General features: G+C 75.0%; 18 protein-coding genes. 6 read left to right on the forward strand and 12 right to left on the reverse strand.

Translation table 11 applies throughout. The annotated features are described in order from the left end of the window. The first annotated feature begins 220 nt into the window (after positions 1 to 220). Entirely contained in the window at positions 221 to 718 is a 498-nt protein-coding gene (locus ACI791_RS03295; RefSeq protein ID WP_456584716.1) for a nucleoside deaminase, read from the forward strand. Next, on the forward strand, positions 715 to 2,022 hold the full coding sequence (codB, locus tag ACI791_RS03300; protein WP_456584717.1) for a cytosine permease: 1,308 nt from the start codon (positions 715 to 717) through the stop codon (positions 2,020 to 2,022). The genes ACI791_RS03295 and codB overlap by 4 nt, the downstream gene beginning before the upstream one ends. A gap of 41 nt (positions 2,023 to 2,063) precedes the next feature. Here the strand turns inward: codB and ACI791_RS03305 are convergent, their stop codons facing one another. Beyond that, positions 2,064 to 3,602, reverse strand: coding sequence for an acetolactate synthase large subunit (locus ACI791_RS03305; protein ID WP_456584718.1), 1,539 nt, complete (start codon positions 3,600 to 3,602; stop codon positions 2,064 to 2,066). Positions 3,603 to 3,814: 212 nt separating this feature from the next. Here ACI791_RS03305 and ACI791_RS03310 point away from each other — a divergent pair, with 212 nt between their 5' ends. Beyond that, a complete protein-coding gene (locus ACI791_RS03310; RefSeq protein ID WP_456584719.1) occupies positions 3,815 to 4,111 on the forward strand; it encodes a WXG100 family type VII secretion target in 297 nt (98 codons plus the stop codon). A gap of 103 nt (positions 4,112 to 4,214) precedes the next feature. On the opposite strand, the gene ACI791_RS03315 is transcribed toward ACI791_RS03310, so the two are convergent. The 8 genes from ACI791_RS03315 to ACI791_RS03350 all read right to left on the reverse strand — a co-directional run bounded on the left by ACI791_RS03315 (position 4,215) and on the right by ACI791_RS03350 (position 14,495). Then, positions 4,215 to 4,832, reverse strand: a complete 618-nt coding sequence (locus ACI791_RS03315) for a hypothetical protein (protein ID WP_456584720.1) — start codon at positions 4,830 to 4,832, stop codon at positions 4,215 to 4,217. 190 nt (positions 4,833 to 5,022) lie between these two features. After that, positions 5,023 to 5,688: a hypothetical protein gene (locus tag ACI791_RS03320; RefSeq protein WP_456584721.1), complete on the reverse strand. Its 666-nt coding sequence runs from the start codon at positions 5,686 to 5,688 to the stop codon at positions 5,023 to 5,025. Next, positions 5,685 to 6,929 carry a hypothetical protein gene (locus tag ACI791_RS03325; protein ID WP_456584722.1) on the reverse strand — a complete coding sequence of 415 codons (1,245 nt, stop codon included), beginning with the start codon at positions 6,927 to 6,929 and terminating at the stop codon, positions 5,685 to 5,687. Before ACI791_RS03325 ends, ACI791_RS03320 begins: the two co-directional genes overlap by 4 nt. Beyond that, the gene (locus ACI791_RS03330) at positions 6,926 to 7,222 is read right to left on the reverse strand and encodes a hypothetical protein (protein WP_456584723.1); all 297 of its coding nucleotides are present in this window, start codon (positions 7,220 to 7,222) and stop codon (positions 6,926 to 6,928) included. The genes ACI791_RS03325 and ACI791_RS03330 overlap by 4 nt, the downstream gene beginning before the upstream one ends. Before the next feature lie 34 nt (positions 7,223 to 7,256). Beyond that, positions 7,257 to 11,678, reverse strand: coding sequence for an FtsK/SpoIIIE domain-containing protein (locus ACI791_RS03335; RefSeq protein WP_456584724.1), 4,422 nt, complete (start codon positions 11,676 to 11,678; stop codon positions 7,257 to 7,259). A 177-nt stretch (positions 11,679 to 11,855) separates the two neighbouring features. After that, positions 11,856 to 12,167, reverse strand: coding sequence for an EthD family reductase (locus tag ACI791_RS03340; RefSeq protein ID WP_456584725.1), 312 nt, complete (start codon positions 12,165 to 12,167; stop codon positions 11,856 to 11,858). A 79-nt stretch (positions 12,168 to 12,246) separates the two neighbouring features. Continuing rightward, positions 12,247 to 13,182: a quinone oxidoreductase family protein gene (locus ACI791_RS03345; protein WP_456584726.1), complete on the reverse strand. Its 936-nt coding sequence runs from the start codon at positions 13,180 to 13,182 to the stop codon at positions 12,247 to 12,249. 113 nt (positions 13,183 to 13,295) lie between these two features. Then, complete coding sequence (locus ACI791_RS03350; RefSeq protein WP_456584727.1) at positions 13,296 to 14,495, reverse strand: acyl-CoA dehydrogenase family protein; 1,200 nt, start codon at positions 14,493 to 14,495, stop codon at positions 13,296 to 13,298. A 196-nt stretch (positions 14,496 to 14,691) separates the two neighbouring features. Between ACI791_RS03350 and ACI791_RS03355 the strand changes: the two genes are divergently transcribed. Beyond that, positions 14,692 to 15,099: a DUF4190 domain-containing protein gene (locus ACI791_RS03355; protein WP_456584728.1), complete on the forward strand. Its 408-nt coding sequence runs from the start codon at positions 14,692 to 14,694 to the stop codon at positions 15,097 to 15,099. Positions 15,100 to 15,185: 86 nt separating this feature from the next. On the opposite strand, the gene ACI791_RS03360 is transcribed toward ACI791_RS03355, so the two are convergent. From ACI791_RS03360 to ACI791_RS03370, 3 genes are all read right to left on the reverse strand, one after another. Then, positions 15,186 to 16,139 (reverse strand): HpcH/HpaI aldolase/citrate lyase family protein, encoded by a 954-nt coding sequence (locus ACI791_RS03360; RefSeq protein ID WP_456584729.1) that lies wholly within the window; start codon positions 16,137 to 16,139, stop codon positions 15,186 to 15,188. A gap of 122 nt (positions 16,140 to 16,261) precedes the next feature. Continuing rightward, positions 16,262 to 17,236: a DMT family transporter gene (locus ACI791_RS03365; protein WP_456584730.1), complete on the reverse strand. Its 975-nt coding sequence runs from the start codon at positions 17,234 to 17,236 to the stop codon at positions 16,262 to 16,264. Then, a complete protein-coding gene (locus ACI791_RS03370) occupies positions 17,233 to 18,141 on the reverse strand; it encodes a PhzF family phenazine biosynthesis protein (protein ID WP_456584731.1) in 909 nt (302 codons plus the stop codon). The genes ACI791_RS03365 and ACI791_RS03370 overlap by 4 nt, the downstream gene beginning before the upstream one ends. Positions 18,142 to 18,165: 24 nt before the next feature. Between ACI791_RS03370 and ACI791_RS03375 the strand changes: the two genes are divergently transcribed. Both ACI791_RS03375 and ACI791_RS03380 read left to right on the forward strand, forming a co-directional pair. Continuing rightward, positions 18,166 to 19,404, forward strand: a complete 1,239-nt coding sequence (locus ACI791_RS03375) for a magnesium transporter MgtE N-terminal domain-containing protein (RefSeq protein ID WP_456584732.1) — start codon at positions 18,166 to 18,168, stop codon at positions 19,402 to 19,404. Further along, a complete protein-coding gene (locus ACI791_RS03380) occupies positions 19,397 to 19,924 on the forward strand; it encodes a DUF1003 domain-containing protein (protein WP_456584733.1) in 528 nt (175 codons plus the stop codon). Before ACI791_RS03375 ends, ACI791_RS03380 begins: the two co-directional genes overlap by 8 nt. Positions 19,925 to 19,955 lie beyond the last annotated feature (31 nt).

Raw genomic sequence — 19,955 nt, forward strand, 5'->3', positions numbered from 1 at the left:
CCCTCCGGTCATCCCGAGGCGCCGCGCCACCCGCTGGTCGAGCGTGGTCCCGTCCTGCACACGTGTAGCCGATCGTTCCTGTGGGCCTTGACGGCGCCCACAGGGAGACCGACCCTGCGACCACTGAACGCAACAAGGCCGTTACAAGACATCCGCGGACCGGGGCCACGATGGCCGCGACGCCCGGTCACTCCGGCCGGCGGGGAGAGGACGACGCTCGATGACAAATTCCCTGGACGAGGCGACAGCCCGTTCCTGGCTGCGGATCGCCCTGGAGGAGGCACGAACCGGGTTGTCCGAGGGCGGCATCCCGATCGGCGCCGCGCTGATCGGGCCGGACGGGACGGTGCTGGGCCGCGGGCACAACCGACGGGTGCAGGACGACGACCCGTCGGTGCACGGCGAGACCTCGGCCTTCCGCGACGCCGGCCGCCAGCCCTCGTACCGGGGGACGACGATGGTCACCACGTTGTCCCCGTGCTGGTACTGCAGCGGGCTGGTCCGCCAGTTCGGCATCTCCCGGCTGGTCGTCGGCGAGGCGCAGAACTTCTCCGGTGGCCACGACTGGCTGGCCGAGCACGGCGTCGAGGTGCTGGTCCTCGACGACCCGGAGTGCACCCGGATGATGAGCGACTTCATCGCCGAGCACCCGGCCCTGTGGAACGAGGACATCGGCGAGGACGACACCGCCGTGGCGCAGCCGGAGGGCGACCGATGAGCAGCCGCGTCACCGGTCGCGACGACGTCTCCCCCGCGCCGGCCGAGATCGATCCCGACTACCCCATCGACCCGGTACCGGCGCACGCCCGGCGGTCGCTGTTCTCGCTGGCGATCGTCCTGCTGGGCTTCACCTTCTTCACGCCCACGATGCTCGCCGGCGCGCAGATCGGCGCCGCGTTCGACGTCACCTCGCTGATCTGGGTGCTGCTCCTCGGCAGCGCCGTCCTCGGCGTCTACGTCGCGGCGATCGGCGGCATCGGCGCCCGCACCGGCCTGACCACCGTGATGATGTGCCGGTACTCCCTCGGTACCCGGGGCGCCAAGCTTGCCTCGCTGCTGCTGGGCGGAACCCAGGTGGGCTGGTACGGGGTCACCGTCGCCACGCTCGCCGGTCTCACCGCCAGCGCCCTGGAGTGGCAGGGGCGGGCCACCGAGATCGCCCTGATGGTGGCCGGCGGCGCCCTCATGGGCGTCACCGCCTACTACGGCTACCGGGGGATGTACGCGCTGTCGGTGGTGTCGGTCCCGCTGATGCTCGTGCTCGCCGGCTGGGTCACCTGGCGGTCGCTGGAGGAGGTCGGCGGCTGGAGCGGGCTGACGGCGATCGAGCCCGGAGGGACGATGCCGATCGCCGCCGCGGTCACCATCGTCGTCGGCACGTTCGCCTCCGGCGGCACGCAGGCGCCCAACTGGACCCGGTTCGCGCGCACGCCCACGGTCGGCTTCTGGGCGTGCGTGGTGGCGTTCCTGATCGGCGAGCTGCTGATGCTCGGCTTCGGCGCGGTCGGCGCCCTGGCGTTCGGCGAGGGCGACTTCGTGCTCGTCCTGTACCAGCTCGGGCTGGTCGGCTGGGGGCTGGTCTTCCTGGTGGCCAACCTCTGGACCACCAACGACAACACCGCCTACAACTTCGGCGTCGCGGGCGCGGAGATCGCCGACTCGCGGTCGAAGAAGCCCTTCGTCATCGGCGGCGTGGTCGTGGGGACCCTGCTGGCCATCACCGGCATCTACGACAACCTCATCGACTACCTGGTGTGGCTCGGCATCCTGATCCCACCCCTGGGCGGCGTGGTCATCGGCGACTTCCTCGCGCGCTGGCGGGGCGGCATGCCGGCGACGTCGGCGCTGCCGGCGGTCGAGTGGCGCAACCTCGTGGTCTACGTGGTGGCCGCGTTCGCCGCCTGGGTCAGCAACGAGGCCGGGTGGTTCATCCCGCCGGTGGTCGGCGTCGTCGTCGCCGTCGCCGGCGTGCTGGCCGTGCAGCGGGGCCGTCGGCCGGCGCCCGCGACCACCGGGGCCTGACCGGGAGCGGTGCGGGGGCGGTCGCCGGCCCCCGCACCGGCTCACTGCAGGACGGCGTCGATCAGGTGCGGTCCGGGCTCGGCGAGCGCCCCCTGCAACTGCTCGGCCAGCTCGTCGGCCGTGGTGGCGCGGGTGGCCGGCACGCCCATGCCCTGCGCGATCGAGACGAAGTCCAGCCGGGGACCGCCGAGGTCGAGCAGCCTGGCGGCCCGCTCGCCGTCGTTCGCCGCGCCGACCCGCGACAGCTCGTGCTGGAGGATGGCGTAGGAGCCGTTGTCGCAGATGATCGTGGTGATGTCGGCCTGTTCGCGGGCGTAGCTCCACAGCGACGAGATCGTGTACATGGCGCTGCCGTCGGCCTGGATGCCGATCACCGGGCGGTCGGGGCAGGCCACCGCCGCACCCAGGGCCATCGGCAGCCCGTCGCCGATGGCGCCCCCGGTGAGCGCCAGCCAGTCGTGCCGGGGCGCGCCCGAGGTCAGCTCCATCAGCCCCACCCCGGAGGTGAGCGCCTCGTCGACGACGATCGCGCGCTCGGGCAGCAGGGCACCGATCACCGCCGCCATCGTGCGCGGGGTCAGCTCCCCGGTGGGCAGCTCCGGACGGGAGGCCTCCAGCAGCACCGGCTCGGCGTCGGGAGCCGCGAGCGCCGCGAGCACCCGCAGGGCCGCGACGCCGTCCTCGCCCGGCTCGCTCAGCACGTGCACCGTGCAGTCCTCGGGCACCGGGTGGCCGGGGACGCCGGGGTAGCCGAAGAAGTGCACCGGAGCGGTGGCCCCGGCGAGCACGAGGTGCCTGGTCCCGTCGAGCGCGGCCATCGCCAGCTCCGGCGGGTAGGGCAGCCGGGTGACGTCGGGCAGGCCCGCACCCCGGGCCGCGCGAGCGGGGAACGACTCGGTCATCAGCCGGGCCCCGGTGCCGGCGGTGACCTGCCCGGCGGCGAGCAGGCCGTCCTCGGTCACGGCGTCACCACCGAGGTACAGCACCACCGACTCGCCGCTGGCCAGCACGGCGGCCACCTCCTCGATCACCGACGGCGCCACCTGCGCAGCCGGCCGCACCGGCCGCGGCGCGGCCACCTCGGCGCCCTCCTCCCAGGAGACGTCGGCCGGGAGGACGAGCGTCGCGATGCCACCGGAGCGGGCGGCGGCCACCGCGTCGACGGCGTCGGCGGCGACGTCGGCCGGTGACAGCGAACGGCGCACCCAGCGCGACACCGTGCCGGCGACGGCGTCGATGTCGGACTCCAGCGGTGCGTCGAGCCGCTTGTGCGAGCGGGCGTGGTCACCGACCACGTTGACCATGGGCGCCCGCCCGCGCCGGGCGTTGTGCAGGTTGGCCAGGCCGTTGCCCATGCCGGGGCCCAGGTGCAGCAGCGTCGCGGCCGGTCGGCCGGTCATCCGCGCCCAACCGTCGGCCGCGCCCGTGGCGACCCCCTCGAAGAGGGTCAGCACACCGCGCATCTCCGGCACGTCGTCCAGTGCCGCGACGAAGTGCATCTCCGAGGTGCCGGGGTTGGCGAAGCAGACGTCGACCTCCGCGTCGACGAGGGTCCTGATCAGTGCCTGGGCGCCGTTCACGAATCGGACCATGTCACGGACCGCTGGAGGAGGCGACCCCAGTCGACGCCTCGCCGGAGCATCTCGCCGCCGCGGTTCCAGGCCCCGCTCGAGGGCCTGCGCGGCGCCTGTGGACAACCCTCCGGCGACGGGAGCGCGGTCGATACCGTCCCGCCAGACCCGCTGATCCGCCGGTTTCGGTTCGCGGCCGGCCCTCCCGATTGGACACCACCATGGCCAACCTCAACGTCACCTACCAGCAGATGGAGGACGCCGCCAGCCGGCTCACCAACGGCCGCGCCGAGATCGACGGCATGCTCGGTCAGCTCAAGGGCCTCGTCGACCAGCTCGTCGCCGAGGGGTACGTGACCGACAGCTCCAGCCGCACCTTCCAGGCGTCCTACGACGAGTTCACCGCCGGCGCGCGGAACATGATCGCCGGGCTGGACGGCATGGCGCAGTACCTCAACCAGGCCGCGGCCACCTTCCGGGACGCCGACAGCCAGCTGGCCGGCGCGCTCGGCCGCTGACCCGCCCGGCTCCTCGGGGAGGCCGCCTCGCCGGATGCGAGGCGGCCTTCCGTCATGCATGCGTGCACCCCGGGACGACGACCGCAGGTCGCCCGACGGCGGATCAGCCGGAGGAGGCGATCCGGTGGATCAGCAGGAGCGCGAACGGCACCGTGAGCACGGCCGGGATGAGCACGCGCACGGCGAAAGGCGGCTCCGGGATCTCGGAGGCACGGGGCAGGCGGGCGACGTCCTCCGCCAGCCGGGCCCGGACCCGGTCGAGGCCGTACAGGTACCGCGCCTGCGCCCCCACGGCCACGAGCCCGGCGATCCCCAGTACACCGGCGAAGACGCCGAAGACCACGCGGGAGACGTCCAACGGCTCGGTCGCGATCCCCGGCACACCGACCGCACCCGCCAGCACGGCGACCACCGCGGGAACGGAGTGAGCCACCAGCCGCACGCTCCTCGTGCGGACCGTCGCCGCCACCCGGGCATCTTCGGCGACGTCGACGAAGTCGGCGTCGCCGTGCGCGTCGAAGGGAGTGCGGTGCTCCGGTCGCAGCAGCCCGCGCGGGAGCGCCCGGCCGGCGCGCTCAGCGGCGGCCCAGCCGAGCAGCTGCCTTCTCCACCGGCGGTTCTCGCGTTCGGTGCGGATCACCGAGACGCCCGCCGCCACGCCGGCCAGTCCGGCGGCCGCGACGACGACCAGCACCACCGGCTCGAGGTGGTGCTGGTCCACGGCCGTGCCGACGAACCCCCCAGGAACAGGAACACCAGCGTCAGCGCGGTCTGGCGAGCTACCCGGCGCACGCTCAGGAGCCGCCGCTCCAGGGCGGGCACCGCCTCCGCGCTGGCGGCCAGCAGCTCGGCCCGGGTCGCCCACGGGTGGTCGACGGGCCGGTCGACGGGCGACGGGCTCTGCGCGGCGGTCATCCTGACCGGTCCTCTCCTTGGTCACCGGAGGGCGCCGGGTGCAGTCGCGAACGCCCGGTGACGACGGCGACGAGCCCGGCCACCTCCCACACCTGCTCGGGGGCCAGGCTCACGCCCACCACCAGCAGGCCCTGCTCCGCGCCCGGGGCGCAGGCGAGCGCCGCGGCGACCCCGACGGCAACCGGTCCGGCGACGACCTCGATCCCGCGGGCGACCAGGGCCCCGAGCTGCGGCGGAGGCACGACGGTGTGCTCGGCGACGAGGCCGACCCCGAGCCCCAGATCGGTCTCGAAGGCCTCCACGTGGAGCAGCTCCTCGGCCCCCTGCGCGCGCAGCAGCTCGGCGAGGAGCGCGCCGAGATCGACCTCGCCCACCGCCGGCAGCGTCACGACGGCGCTCAGCACGTGCCAGGTGGCGGTGCCGCCGCCGGGGTGCGGAGCGCTGACCACCCCGTGGCTCACCGCCCCCCGGGCCAGCACCGCCGCCCGCCAGGACAGCAGCGCGCGGGCGGCGGCGGCCCGGACCTCGACCGGCCCGGACGGCCAGGTCGCACGGGCCAGCTCGTCGAAGCAGGCGTGGGCCGCGTCGTCGTCGGGGAGCAGGAGCTCGGCCCAGTCGGCGGGGACGCACAGCTCGGCGACCACCGACGAGGAGGCGGTCACGCGACCGCCCTCGGCTGCCGGGTGAGCGGGCCGAACTCCCACCTGGCGAGGCTTCCGGCGGTGTCCAGGGTGCCCCGGGCGCCCATCGCGGTGGTCGCGACGACACCGGCGCTGACGTGCGACCGGGCGATCCGCCACACCAGCTCACCCTCGGACATCTGGTAGCTGGTGCTGCGTGCCAGCTGGAAGTAGGTCGGCACCGCATCCAGCCGCAGGGCGACCGGCTCCGGGAGCGTGCCGGTGGCTCGGCCACCGGCGGCGGACGCGGCGCGGCTCACCCTGGCCGCCGCGAGCAGCCGCGTGCCGATCGCCAGGCCGCCGACCCCCAGGGCCACGCCCACGGCGTCCATCAGGACGGCCGGGTCGGTGAGCGCCTCGGTGAAGCTGCCCGTCTCGCCCACCGCGGCGAGGTGGTGGGCACCCGCCGCCAGCACACCGAACGCGACGGCCGGGCCGGCGAGCACCTGCAGCCCCGGGACGAACGCCAGCAACCCGCACGCAGTGCTCAGCAGTCCGGCGAGGTCACCGACGACGTCCAGCAGCGGGGCCAACCGGTCCAGCACCTCCACCAGCACGTCGCGGAGGTCGTCGGCGACCTCCTCCACGACGGCGAGCGCCGTGCCGACGTCCTCGGCGAGCCCGGCCCAGAAGCCGGGCTCGTCCGGAGCGACGTCCATCGCCCGCTGCAGCCGGCCGGCCACCTCCCGGCCGGACTGCTCGTAGCCGGCGAGGAGGGCGTGGGCCTCCCGCGTGATCCGGTCCACCTCTGCGTCCGCCGTCCCCGCCGACCGCCCGGCGGCCGCGCGGGCCCGGAGCCGGTCGGCCTCGGCGGAGGCCTGCTCCGCGGTCGGCGTCCCGCCCGGGGCTGCGGCGGCCGGGATGGCGGCGTAGGAGGCGTGGGCGGCGTGCGCCCGCCGGACCGCCTCGGCGTGCTCGGCCTCCAGGGCCCGCGCGCGGCGCTGACCGGCGTGCATGGTGTCCAGCCAGTCGTGCAGCGCGCGGCTCGCCTCGTCGAAGGAGCGGGCCGCGGCCTCGACCCTGGGTCGGAACTCCCCGGACAGCAGCTCGCGGAAGGCGACGGCCGTCGAACCCCGCCACTCGCCGCCGGCGGCTCCGGTGAGCACCGCGGAGATCTCCTCCAGCGCCCGGGCCGCGCCGGTGACACCGGCGGCCACCTGCGCGGCGGCGCCGACGTCCCCGGGAGCCGGGTCGAACCCCAGGGAAGCGAAGCTGCCGTTCATCGCCCGCCCGCTTCCCGCAGCGCGTCGGCGAGCGACGCGTCGGCCTGCCGGAAGGTCGCGGAGATCCGGTCGAGTGCGTCGGCGGCGTCGGCGGCGAACCGACCCAGCCTGCCGATGCCGTAGGCCCACTCGTTTCCGAACTCGTCCATCCGCCGGGCCAGCGCCGGCGAACCCATCGCGGATCCGGTCACCTCGCGCATCTCGCGGGCGGGCTGCTCCAGGAGGTCCCGGATGCCGAGGAGGTCGGCGTGGACCCGGGCGAGCACCGCTCCGTCGATGTACAGATCGCTCACTGGGGTCTCCACGTCGGAAGGGGCACCGGCCCGCTCACCGTAGTGAGACCCGACGGCCCGGTTCGCCGTTCTCCACAGGCGCTCGGCCGGTCCCGTCCGGGGGCATCGGGACGGCGACGGCGCGCACCGCCCCGTCGCCCAGGTGCAGCAGGCCCCGCCCCGGCCGCACCGGCCCGCCGACGGCGCTGCGCGGCAGCCGGACGCCGACCAGGTCCCCGTCGGTGCTGCCCTGCGGGGACAGGAGCAGCCCCTGCCGGGCCTTCCGCGCGTCCACCTGCCACCCGGAGAGCCCGGTGCAGATCCCGTCGGCGGTGCCCGCGAGCACGAGGCCGCGTCCAGGCAGGGAGCCGGTGACCACCTCGCGGAACACCTCCGCCGCGGGGCAGTCGCGCAGAAGATCGCCGTCGTCGAGGAGCAGGACCAGCGGATGCCCGGGATCGGCGGTGAGCAACTCCCGCCAGCGCCCGGCCGCAGCCGCGGCGTCCTCCACCACCGCCACGACGCCGGAGCGCCCCACCAGGTCGCGCAGCGGCGACGCCTTCGGCGCGCAGACGACGACCGACGTGCCGTGCCGGAGCAGTGACTCCGCCATGACGGCCAGCACGGAGCTCTTGCCCGAGCGGGCGGGCCCGGCGACCACGAACGCCCGGCCGCCGCCCGCCAGGTCCGGTCCGGCGCCGGCCAGCTCGTCTCCGCCCACCCCGACCAGCGCGAAGCCCGGACCGGGCTCCGCCGGCCGCAGGTCCCACGCCGCCTCGAAGGTGATCCGGGAGGGCAGCGCGTCGACGCGGAAGGGGCGGGCCGACCGCGGCAGCAGCGCGTCCCGCACCTGCGCGGCCTCCGCGATCCCGGCGATCGCCGCCGCCTGCGCCTGCCCGGATCCGTCCCCGGCCAGCAGCGCGACCTGGGTCTCGACGGCGCCGTCGACGGTGACCCCCCGCCCCGGCGGCAACCCGTCGGGCACCTGCCGGCCGGGCACGCCGATCAGCGGGTAGTCGCCCCGGTCGGCCAGCCGCAGCACGAGCTTGCTGTCGGTCAGCGAGGCCAGCCGGCTGGTGCCCAGCGAGCGGTCGCCGGTCAGCACGACCGAGATCCCGGCCGACGCGCCCTCGCGCACGAGAGTCAGCAAGATGTCGGTGAGCCGCCCGCCGTCGACCTCGCCGAGGGTGGGGCTGAAGCCCTCCCACCGGTCGACCAGCAGCAGCACGTGCGGCAGCCGGTGGTCGACCGGGGCCGAGCGGCGCTGCTCGGCAAGGTCGGCGAAGCCGCCCTCGGCCAGCACCTGCTGACGGCGTTCGAGCTCGTGGCCGAGCCGGTCGAGCAGCCGGGCAGCGCGCTCGGTCTGCACGCGGGGCACCACCGCGCCACAGTGCGGCAGGTCCTCCAGGGCGAGCAGTGCGCCGTTGCCGCAGTCGAGGGCGTAGAGGTGCACGTCGCGGGTCGAGCACCGCGAGCCGACCGCCCCGGCCAGCGTCCGCAGCAGCTGCGACCGGCCGCTCCGGGGTGAGCCGATGACCAGCAGGTGCCCGTCGGTCGCCGGGTCGAAGGCGGCGACCCGGCGCTCCTGCCGGGCCGGCAGGTCCTGCAGCCCGTAGGGCAGCCGGACCGCCGATGCCCCGGCGGCGGGCGGTTCGAGGTCGGTGGCCAGCACCCGCGACGGCAGCGCCGCCAGCCACGGGCTGCGCTGCACCGGCACCCGCTCGGCGTCCGCGGCGCCCCGCACCGCCTCGACGAGCACCGAGAGGTCGGAAATCTCGACGCCCGCCCGCCGGTCCGCCGTCGCCGGACGCTGCGGGGCCGCGTACCCGACCTGGTGCCAGCCCAGCGGGACGGCGAACGGCGCGGCGGCGGCCCCCGCACCCTGGCCCGGACGGCGGCCACCGATCCGGCCGGCCTGGAACGGCACCAGCGCGCCGTGGCCGAGCCGGGCGAACCCGCGCCCGGGCGCCGACTGGGGGATGCGGGCGGCGTCCGGCGCGTCCAGCACGTCGCTGCTGTCGGCGCCGTCGGTGACCCGCAGCGAGATGCGCAGATTGGTGTTCGCCCGGATCTCCGGGGACACCACCCCGCTCGGCCGCTGGGTGGCCAGGAGGAGGTGGATGCCCAGCGACCGGCCGCGCTGCGCGATGCCCACCAGCCCGGCCACGAAGTCGGGCAGCTCCCGCGCCAGCGAGGCGAACTCGTCGATGACGATGAGCAGTCGCGGCAGCGGCGGATGACCGGGCTCACGCGCCTGCAGGTCGACGTAGTCCTCGACGTCCTTGACACCGGCGGCGGCGAGCCGGTGCTCGCGGTACCGGAGCTCCGCGCCCAGCGAGGTCAACGCCCGCTCGACCAGGTGGGCGTCGAGGTCGGTGACCATGCCGACGGTGTGCGGCAGGTGCACGCAGTCCTTGAACGCGCTGCCGCCCTTGTAGTCGACCAGCACGAGGTTCAACGCGTCCGGGCGGTTGGCCGCCGCGAGGGACGCGATCATCGTCTGCAGCAGCTCGGACTTCCCCGCGCCGGTGGTTCCGGCGACCAGCCCGTGCGGGCCGTCGGTGCGCAGGTCGAGGGTGAACGGTCCGTGCAGGCCCGCGCCGAGCACCATGCGTGTGGTCCGGCCCTCCAGCTGCCACTGCGCGCGGACGCCGTCCACGGTGGGCGGCTCCAGCCCGAGGGCGTCGAGCAGCCGCACGCTGTCGGGCAGCACGGCGTCGTCGTCGGCGAGGCTGACGTCGCGCAGCGGCGCGAGCGCGCGGGCCGCGCCCTCGGCGAGCGCGGCCGCCACCGGCTCCGCGAGCACACCGGCAACCGGGTCGTGGCCGCTGCGGCTGATCGACAGCGTCGCCTCGCCGTCCGGGTCGAACACCGCCGTCACGGTGGCCGCCTCGGGCAGGAATCGCTCCTCCTCGTCGGCGCAGACCGCGTAGACGCCGACGGCCGGCCCGTCCTGCAGCACCTGCGCCAGGCCGGGCGTGACCCGCAGCGGCCGGAAGCCGTGGACGACCAGCACGTGCGCGGGGAAGGACTCCGGCAGCACCCGGCCGGCCCCGGTCGTCACCGCGTCGCGACGGGCCCGGATCAGGGCGGTCAGCTCGGCGACCCGCGCGGGAACCGTCTCGGGGTCGTTCCCGACGAACGCCACCGGGCCCGCGCCGTCGGCCGGGCGGGCGTGCGGCAGCCAGCGCACCCAGTTCCAGTCGGTGCGGCCGCGCGGCGCCAGGACGGTCAGAGCCAGGTCGCGCGGGGGGTGGTGGACGGCCAGCTGCAGCACCACCCAGCGCAGCAGCCCGGCCAGCGGCTCGGCCGGGCCGGCGAGCCCCACGACGCCGGCCTCGCGCAGCGGCACGACCGCCGGCACGGCTCGCACGGTGCGCTGCTCCAGCGGCTCGTCCGGTCCGGAGCGGTCGGTGACCACCAGCTGCGCGGGGAGGTCTGCCGACCCGAGCCGGAGGTCGAGCGCGTCGGGGTCGGTGCGGCGCCGCTCCCACAGCCGCCGGCCGGGCAGGACGGCCGTGAGCAGGGCCGCGGCCGGGTCCGGATGGGCGGCGCGGCGGCGGGCGGTCTCCTCGGCCAGCGCCGTGCCGATGCGCTCGAGGGCGCGGCCCAGGTCCCGCTCGTACTCCTCCCGGGCCCGGCGCGCCTCGCGGGCGCCCTGCCGGCGGTCGGCGACGGCGTTGGCGACCATCATCACCGGGCCCGCGACGGCGAAGACCAGGTACAGCGGCGAGCGCAGGACGACGGCCAGCACGAGGCCGGCCACCAGCGGCGACAGGGTCACGATCAGCGGGAACCGGCGCGGCTCCCGCGTCCTGGGCTCCTGCGGCAGCTGGACGCGGACCTCCCGCTGCGAGGGCAGGAGGCGCGGCGCCCGGACGAACGCCCGCGCGCCCGGGCCGGCCGGCTCGACGGCGGCGTCGGCCGGCGGCGCCGGCCCGACCACCAGCCGGGTGTCGCCGAGCTGCACCAGCCGGCCGGGACCGACCGGGACGCCGGGCTCCTCCTCGGGCACCGGCTCACCCTCGAGGAAGGTGCCGTTGGCCGAGCCGAGGTCCCGCAGGACCGCGCCGTCGGCGCCCACCCGCAGCAGCGCGTGGCGGCGCGACATCGAGCGGTCGGCGAACCCGAACGTTCCACTGCGGCCGAGCTCGTGCTCGCCCATGGGCAGCTCGGCGACCAGCCCGCTGCCCGGGCCGCTGAGCACCCGCAGCTGCCACCCCCGGGTCGACGGGCGGACGGGCGCGACGGCGTCGGCCGCCGACAGGTGCACCAGCGCGCCGTCGACCAGGGGGCTCTCCCCCACCGGCCGGTCGTCGTCGACCTGCTCCCCGGCAACCCAGACGCCCTCGGCGGGCCGGCCGGTGACCCGGCCGAGCTCCGCGGCCACCCGGCCCATCGGCAGGTCGTCGTCCACGTCGAGGGCGACGTCGAGCAGGGAACCGTCGGCCTGCCCCATGCTCACCTGGACGCGCACGGACCACCCCTCGCCGGTTCCCGCCCGCCCCGGGCCGGCCCCCGCCGGGAGGAGCGGACCACCCCTCGCCGGTCGGGGGCCGCCGGGGCCGGATGCCGCGGGAACGCTAGACGGACGCGCTGGTTCCGGTCCATCGGCGCCTGTGGAGAACCCGGTCGAGGGATCCCCGGGCCGGGGTCAGGTGGCGGTGTGCACCTCGAAGTGGACGACGATGGCCCCACCGGTGGCGAAGTTGGCGAGGTCGGCGCCGGCCGCCCGGCCCTCGGGTGAGGCCATGGCCCGCGCCATGGCCTCGGCGGAGTCGAAGTCCAGCTCGGCCACCAGGTAGGGCGTCGGCTGGGCCGGGTCCATGCCGGTGGGGTGGCCGAAGGTCAGCCGCACCAGGCCGGGCTGCGCCAACGCGAGCGGAACGTGCGTCTCGCGGTAATAGGCGTCGAACGCAGCCGGGTCGTCGGGCGTCCCGTAGTTGACCACCAGCCTGTGCACCATCTCGCCGGACCTCCCCATCGGCCGGGCTCCGCCGCCCGGACCCGTGCAGCCAATCAGCTGCAGGGCGCCCGGCGCGACCTCAGAAGGTCAGCACCAGCCGGCCACGCACACCGCCGGCCTCGAGGAGCCGGTGCGCCTCCGCGGCCTGCTCCGCGGGGAACGTGCGCGCGACCCGCAGGGTCAGGGCACCCTCCTCGACCTGCCGGCGCAGCCGGTCCAGCGCCGGGCGGTCGGTGGCCACCGACCGGACGAGGGTCGGGAAGAACCGCAGCCCGCGCTCGCCGTCCCCCCGGTAGCCGCGCACCGTGGCCACCGCTCCCCCGTCCCGGACGGCGGGCAGCGCCTGCGCGTCCTGCACGGCGCCGTCGGCCAGCCCGTCCACGCCCTGGGGGAACTGCTCGCGGATCCGCGCCGCGACGTCCTCGCCGCGACGGACGACGACGTCGGCGCCCAGGCCGCGGACGAGCTCCTCGTCCGCCTCGGAGGCATCCGCGACGACGGTGAGCCCGTCGGCCTTGGCCAGCTGGACCACGTAACCGCCGTAGGCACCCGCCGCACCGGTCACCGCGAGCACCTGCCCGGGCCGCAGGCCCATGAGGTCCAGCGAGAGCCGGGCGGTGAGCCCGTTCATCGGCAGCGTCGACGCCTCGACGGCGGTCGCGCCCGCCGGCGCCCGCACCACCGAGTCGCCGGGCAGCACCTTGTCCTCGCGGTAGGCCCCGTGCGGGCCGGACGGGACGACGATGCCCATGGCCGGGTCGCCGACGGCGAGGTGATCCACCCCCTCGCCGACCTCGGTGACGGTGCCGGCGACGTCCATGCCGGGGACCCACGGCGGGGTCTTGACCGGGTCGCGCTCGGCGTAGGCGCCGGAGCGGGCGTGGGTGTCGGTCGGGCTGACCGCGGCCGCCTCGACCCGCAGCCGCACCTGGCCCGGCTCCAGGGGCTCGGGCGCCACGTCGACGATGTGCAGGGCCTCCGGCCCGCCGAACTCGGTCACTCCCACGGCTCGCATGGATCCTGCCTAGCACGTCGGGTCGGGGATGGTCCGGGGCCGGGGCGTCCGCACGGTCGAGACGACCCGGCCCCGTCCCGGCGACACGGGACGGGGGCCGAGGACGGGACCGGTCAGCCCTTGAGCTGGTAGGTCTTCAGCAGACCGCGGCTGATGATCGTCTTCTGGATCTCGCTGGTGCCCTCGCCGATGAGCAGGAACGGCGCCTCGCGCATGAGGCGCTCGATCTCGTACTCCTTGGAGTAGCCGTAGCCGCCGTGGATGCGGAAGGACTGCGTGGTCACCTCGGCGCAGTACTCGCTGGCGATCAGCTTGGCCATGCCGGCCTCGACGTCGTTGCGCTTGCCGGCGTCCTTGAGGCGGGCGGCGTTGACCATCATCAGGTGGGCGGCCTCGACCTTGGTGGCCATCTCGGCCAGCTGGAAGGCGATCGCCTGGTGCTGGGCGATCGGCTTGCCGAAGGTCTCCCGCTGCTGGGCGTAGGCGACGGCGAGCTCGAAGGCGCGGATGGAGATGCCGCAGGCGCGGGCCGCGACGTTGACCCGGCCCACCTCGACGCCGTCCATCATCTGGCTGAAGCCGCGGCCCGGCTCCCCGCCGAGGATGTCGGAGGCCTGCGCGAGGTAGCCGTCGAACACCAGCTCGGTGGTGTCGACGCCCTTGTAGCCCATCTTCTCGATCTTCCCGGGGATGGTGATCCCGGGCTTGACCTCGCCGAAGCCGGAAGGCTTCTCGACGAGGAACGTCGTGAGGTTCTGGTGGGCCTTCTCGGCACCCTCGTCGGTGCGGACCAGCGCCGCGACCAGGGTGGAGCTGCCGCCGTTGGTCAGCCACATCTTCTGGCCGTCGATGACGTAGTTCCCGTCGGCCTGCCGAACGGCCTTGGTGCGGATGCCGGCGACGTCGGACCCCAGACCCGGCTCGGACATCGAGAAGGCGCCGCGCACCTCGCCGGTGGCCATGCGGGGCAGGTAGTGCTCCTTCTGCTCCTGCGTGCCGTGCTGCTTGATCATGTACGCCACGATGAAGTGGGTGTTGATGACGCCCGAGACGCTCATCCAGCCGCGGGCGATCTCCTCCACCACCAGCGCGTAGGTGAGCAGCGACTCGCCGAGGCCGCCGTACTCCTCGGGGATCATCAGCCCGAAGATGCCGAGCTCCTTGAGCCCGTCGACGATCTCCTGGGGGTAGGTGTCGCCGTGCTCCAGCTCCTGCGCGTTCGGGATGATCTCGCGGTCGACGAAGCTCCTGACCGTCGACAGGATCTCGCGCTGGATGTCGGTCAGATCAGCGGTCTGCGCCAAGCGGGTCAACGGGCTGCTCTCCTTCGGGACTGCGGTGTCCGAGTTACCGAGGAGTATGCGACACGGCCGCCGCCGCCCCGGCGTGTGCCTGGTGACCCGGTCCCGGCCGCTCCGTGCGCCGCACCGACCGCGTGGCGTCCCCCGGGGTCCCACCACGGTCGTGGTGGAGTAGCCGCTGCGCGGACCGCACGGCACAGGAGGACCCATGACCCACGACGACGGGCTGCACCTCGGCGACCCGCCGCAGGCGGCACCCGGCAGCGGGTACCCCCCGCCCGGAGCGGCGTACCCGCCGCCCGGCCACGGGCAGCCGTGGGGCCACGGCCCACCGCCCGGCTACGGTCCACCGCCCGGCTACGGCCCGCCGCAGTGGAGCCGGCCGACCAACACCCTGGCCATCCTCGCCCTGGTCATGGCGTTCGTCTTCGCGCCGGCCGGGCTGGTCCTCGGCATCGCGGCCCGTCGGCAGATCCAGCGGACCGGCGAGGACGGCGCCGGGCTGGCCCTCGCGGGGATCGTCGTCGGGGGCCTGGTGACGGCGTTCTTCGTGCTGGTGATCGTGCTGTGGATCGTCGCCTTCGCGATGCTGACCAGCACCGGCTTCGGCCCCTGAAAGAGGACCCCGTCCCTCTCACCCGCTCGCACGCTCGCGGCGAGCCTCCGGACGGGGCCGCTGCGGCCGGCGTCCGGAGGTACGCGTCACCCTTCCGGCGGGGTGAAGGACGACGTCCGGGACAGGCCCGCGGCGCGGCCCTTGCCCGCGATGACCAGCGCCATCTTGCGGCTGGCCTCGTCGATCATCTCGTCCCCGAGCATCGCCGACCCCTTCTTGCCACCGGCCTCCGACGTCGCCCAGTCGTAGGCGTCGAGGATCAGCTCGGCGTGGTCGTAGTCCTCCTGCGACGGCGCGTAGATCTCGTTGGCGGCGTCGATCTGGCCGGGGTGCAGCACCCACTTGCCGTCGAAGCCGAGCATCGCCGAGCGCTTGGCGACCTCCTCGAAGGCCGGCACGTCGCGCACCTGGAGGAACGGGCCGTCGATCGCCTGGACGCCACGCGCGCGGGCGGCCATCAGGATCTGCATGAGGATGTAGTGGAACGGGTCGCCCGGGTAGTCGGGGTGCAGGGCACCCACCACGAGCGACTTCATGTTGATGCTGGCCATGAAGTCGGCCGGGCCGAAGATGATCGTCTCGATCCGGTCGCTGGCGAACGCGATGTCGTTGACGTTGATCAGGCCCTGCGCCGTCTCGATCTGCGCCTCGATGCCGATCCGGCCGACCTCGAGGCCGTTGGCCTTCTCGATCTGGGTGAGCAGCAGGTCCAGCGCCTTGACCTGGGCGGCGTCGGCGACCTTCGGCAGCATGATGCAGTCGAGGTTCGCGCCGGCTCCGCCGACGACCTCGACCACGTCCTGGAAGGTCCACTCCGTCGTCCAGTCGTTGACGCGGACGGTGCGGATCTTCTCGCCCCAGCCGCCCTCGTTCAAGGCCGCGACGATGTTCTTCCGGGCGCCGGGCTTGGCCAGCGGTGCGCAGGCGTCCTCCAGGTCGAGGAAGACCTGGTCGGCCGGCAGACCCTTGGCCTTCTCCAGGAAGCGCGGGTTGCTGCCGGGAACGGCCAGGTTGGAACGACGGGATCGGAGCTCGGCCACGGTGCCTCTCTTCATGCAGACGACGGCGTCTTCAGCTACCGGAGGGTAGCGACGGCGTATCGGCCCCGTCGCAGGGTCCCGCCGCGAGCCGGCGAGTGGTGAGGGGGCGACGGGGTCCTTTTTCAGGTGCCCGGCTCGACCAGCATCGTCGGCCGGCTGGCCCGCACGACCAGCGCCACCCCGGCCACCACCAGCACGACGCCGGGCAGCGCCAGCAGCGGCGGGACCTGGCCGAGCAGGACCAGTGCGAACAGCAGCGCACCCGGTACCTCGAGCAGGACGGCGAGGCTCACGACGGTCGGGCCCACCGACGAGAGCACCAGGTTCAGCAGCGTGTGCCCGAAGAGCTGCGCGGAGACGGTGATGCCCGCGATCAGCCACCAGTCGCGGGCCTCGAAGCCGGCCAGCGGCGCGTCGACGAGCAGCGCCGCGCCCGCGATCACAGCGGCGCACACGGAGTAGCAGAGGACGGCGTAGGCCGAGGTCGCCAGCCGCTGGCGGGCGCGCGCCCCGGCCAGCACGTACCCGCCGGCGCAGACGGCCCCCAGCAGCGCCAGGGCATCTCCCGCCAGGGCCTCGGCGCTCACCGTGACGTCCACCCCGACGATCAGCACGACGCCGGCGAACGCGAGGAGCAGGCCCCACCAGACCGCGGCCGACAGCCGCACCCCCGAGATCCGCGCCGCCAGCGCCGTCCAGATCGGCGTGGTGGTGACCAGCGCGACGGACGCGGCCACCGTCGTCATCGACAGGCTGGGCAGCCACGCGGCGAAGTGCGCCGCGAGGAAGAGCCCCGCGACGACCGAGCTGCGCAGGTCCCGCGCCTTCAGCCCGGCGAGCGTGGCGCGCTCGCGGGTGAGGAGCACCGGGACGAGCGCGGCCGCGCCGGCGGCGTTGCGCCAGAACGCCAGCGCCAGCATCGGCGCGGTCACCAGCGCGGTCAGGGGCGCCGACAGCGAGATGCCGACGACGGCGAGGGAGAGCAGGCCGACCTCGCGGCTCCCCGGGCGGTGGAGCGCCCAGGCCGAGGACGCGTGCCCCTCCTGCAGGGCTCCGCCGCGAGCGGGCGAGCGGCGGGGGGCAGGAGGGTCCTTCACCAGAGCGGCACCCGGATCCGGCCGCGCGCGATCGGGACGACGGCGCCGCGGACGGTGGCCGCGACCGCCCGGCGGCCGGCGGCGGTCACGGTGCACTCGAGGACCGAGGGCCGGCCCAGGCGCTCGCCCTGCCGGACGGTGTAGGACGACGTGCCCCCGCCGGCGAGCAGGCCGCGCCTCACCAACCACACCCCGGTGCCGAGGGCGGCGGAGCCGGTGGCGGGGTCCTCGCCCCAGCCGAGATCGGCGGCGAAGACCCGGGCGCGGGCGGTGGCCGACGCGGCGTCCCAGGACAGCACCGAGATCCCCTCCCCGACGTCGAGCCCAGCCAGCAGCGACCGGTCCGGAACCGCCCGGTCGACCGCCTCCGGGCTCACCGAGAGGTAGGCGAACGGCAGTCCGCAGCCGGCGACGTCGGCGGGCATGCCCGTGGCGTCGGACGCCGCCAGCCCCAGGGCGGCGGCGAGCTCCGCGGGCGCCGGGCCGTCCTGGAGGGCGGGCCGGCCCCCGGAGAGCGTCGCGCCGTTGGCGTCGACCACCAGGTCGAGCACCCCGGCGCCGCACTCCTGGCGCAGCGTCCCGGCCGGCAGCCGTCCGGTGCGCACCAGCGTGTGCGCCGCGCCGACGCTCGGGTGTCCGGCGAAGGGCAGTTCCGCGAACGGCGTGAAGATGCGGACCCGGTAGTCGGCCTGCGGACCCGCGGCCGACCCAGGACGGTCGGCGTCCGGCTCGGTGGGAGCGGACAGGAAGGACGTCTCGGACAGGTGGAACTCGTTCGCCAGGGCCTGGCACTGCGCGGTGGTCAGTCCGTCGGCGTCGAAGACGACGGCCAGCGGGTTACCGGCGAACGCCTGCCCGGCGAACACGTCGACGACCTCGTAGTCCAGCTCGACCGGGGCAGCCACGGCCCCGACGGTAGCCTTCGCCCCGTGACGACGGTGAGCAGGGCGTACGTCTCCCGGCTCGCCGGGCTGACCGTGTTCGACCCCAACGGCGACCGCGTCGGGAAGGTCCGCGACGTCGTCGTCGCCCTGCGCGTGGGCACCGCGTGCCCGCGGGTGCTCGGCGTGGTCGTGGAGGTCGTCGCCCGGCGCCGGATCTTCGTGCCGATGGGCCGGGTCACCGCCATCGACCCGGGCGCGGTGCTGCTCGCCTCGGGCACGCTGAACCTCAAGCGGTTCGAGCAGCGGGCCGGCGAGACGCTGGTGCTCGGTGAGCTGCTGGACCGGCAGGTGCGGATCAACGAGTCCGGTCGCACCGCCTACGTCGTCGACGCCGGCATGGAGCAGACCCGCACCGGCGACTGGCTGCTCTCCCGGCTCGCCGTCCAGGAGCCCGGCCGCCTCGGCCGGCGCGGCCAGCTGCACCAGCTCGAGTGGGACGAGGTCACCGGGCTGGCGCTGCCCCAGACCGGGCAGGGCGCGGAGACGCTGATCGCCACGTACCGGGAGCTCAACGCCGCGGACATGGCGCACGCGCTGCAGGAGCTGCCGATCAAGCGCCGGCACGAGGTGGCCGAGGCGATGGACGACGAGCGGCTGGCCAACGTCCTCGGCGAGCTGCCCGAGGCCGAGCAGATCACCATCCTCGGCACCCTCGACGAGGGCCGGGCGGCCGACGTGCTCGAGGAGATGGACCCCGACGACGCCGCCGATCTGCTGTCGGAGCTGCACGACGTCGACCGGGACCGGCTGCTGGAGCTGATGGAGCCCGACGAGGCCGAGTCGGTGCGGCAGCTGCTCAAGTACTCGGAGGACACTGCCGGCGGGATCATGACCAGCGAGCCGGTGATCCTCGCCCCGGACGCCACGGTCGCCGAGGCGCTGGCGCGGGTGCGCCAGGAGGAGATCACGCCGTCGCTGGCCAGCCAGGTCTACGTGTGCCGCCCGCCGTCGGCCACGCCGACCGGCCGGTACCTGGGCCTCGCGCACATCCAGCGGCTGCTGCGCGAACCGCCGTCGACGCTGGTCAGCGGGGTGCTCGACGACCTCGAGCCGCTGAAGCCGGAGGCGCCCCTGGCCGAGGTCACCCACTACTTCGCCACCTACAACCTCGTCGCCGCGCCGGTGGTCGATGCGCAGGGCCGGCTGGTCGGTGCGGTCAGCGTCGACGACGTCCTCGACCACCTGCTGCCCGACGACTGGCGGGAGCGAGCCCGCCGTGGCTGACGGCCCCCGGCTCGACGTCCCCCGCGGGAGCGCCCGCCGGTTCGGCAGCTTCCTGCGGCTGAACCCCGACGCCGTCGGCCAGTTCGCCGAGGGCATCGCGCGGTTCCTCGGCACCGGCCGGTTCCTGGCTGTGCAGACGATCATGGTCGTCGTCTGGATCACGCTGAACGTCTTCGCCGTGCGGCTGCGCTGGGACCCCTACCCGTTCATCCTGCTGAACCTCGCCTTCTCGACGCAGGCCGCCTACGCCGCTCCACTGATCCTGCTCGCGCAGAACCGCCAGGCCGACCGCGACCGGGTGCAGGCCGAGGAGGACCGCGCCCGGGCCGCATCGACCCGCGCCGACACCGAGTACCTCGCCCGGGAGCTCGCGGCGGTGCGGGTGGCCGTCGGCGAGCTGGCCACCCGCGACTTCATCCGCGGCGAGCTCAACCGCCTGCTGCCCGAGGACACCGACGACGACGGCGACCGCAAGAAGAAGAGCAGGAAGCGCCGGGAGCAGGCCGACCCGGTGCCCTGACCTCAGCCGGTCAGCCCAGGTGAGGCAGCCG

This window comes from Blastococcus sp. SYSU DS0973, from assembly GCF_054051055.1.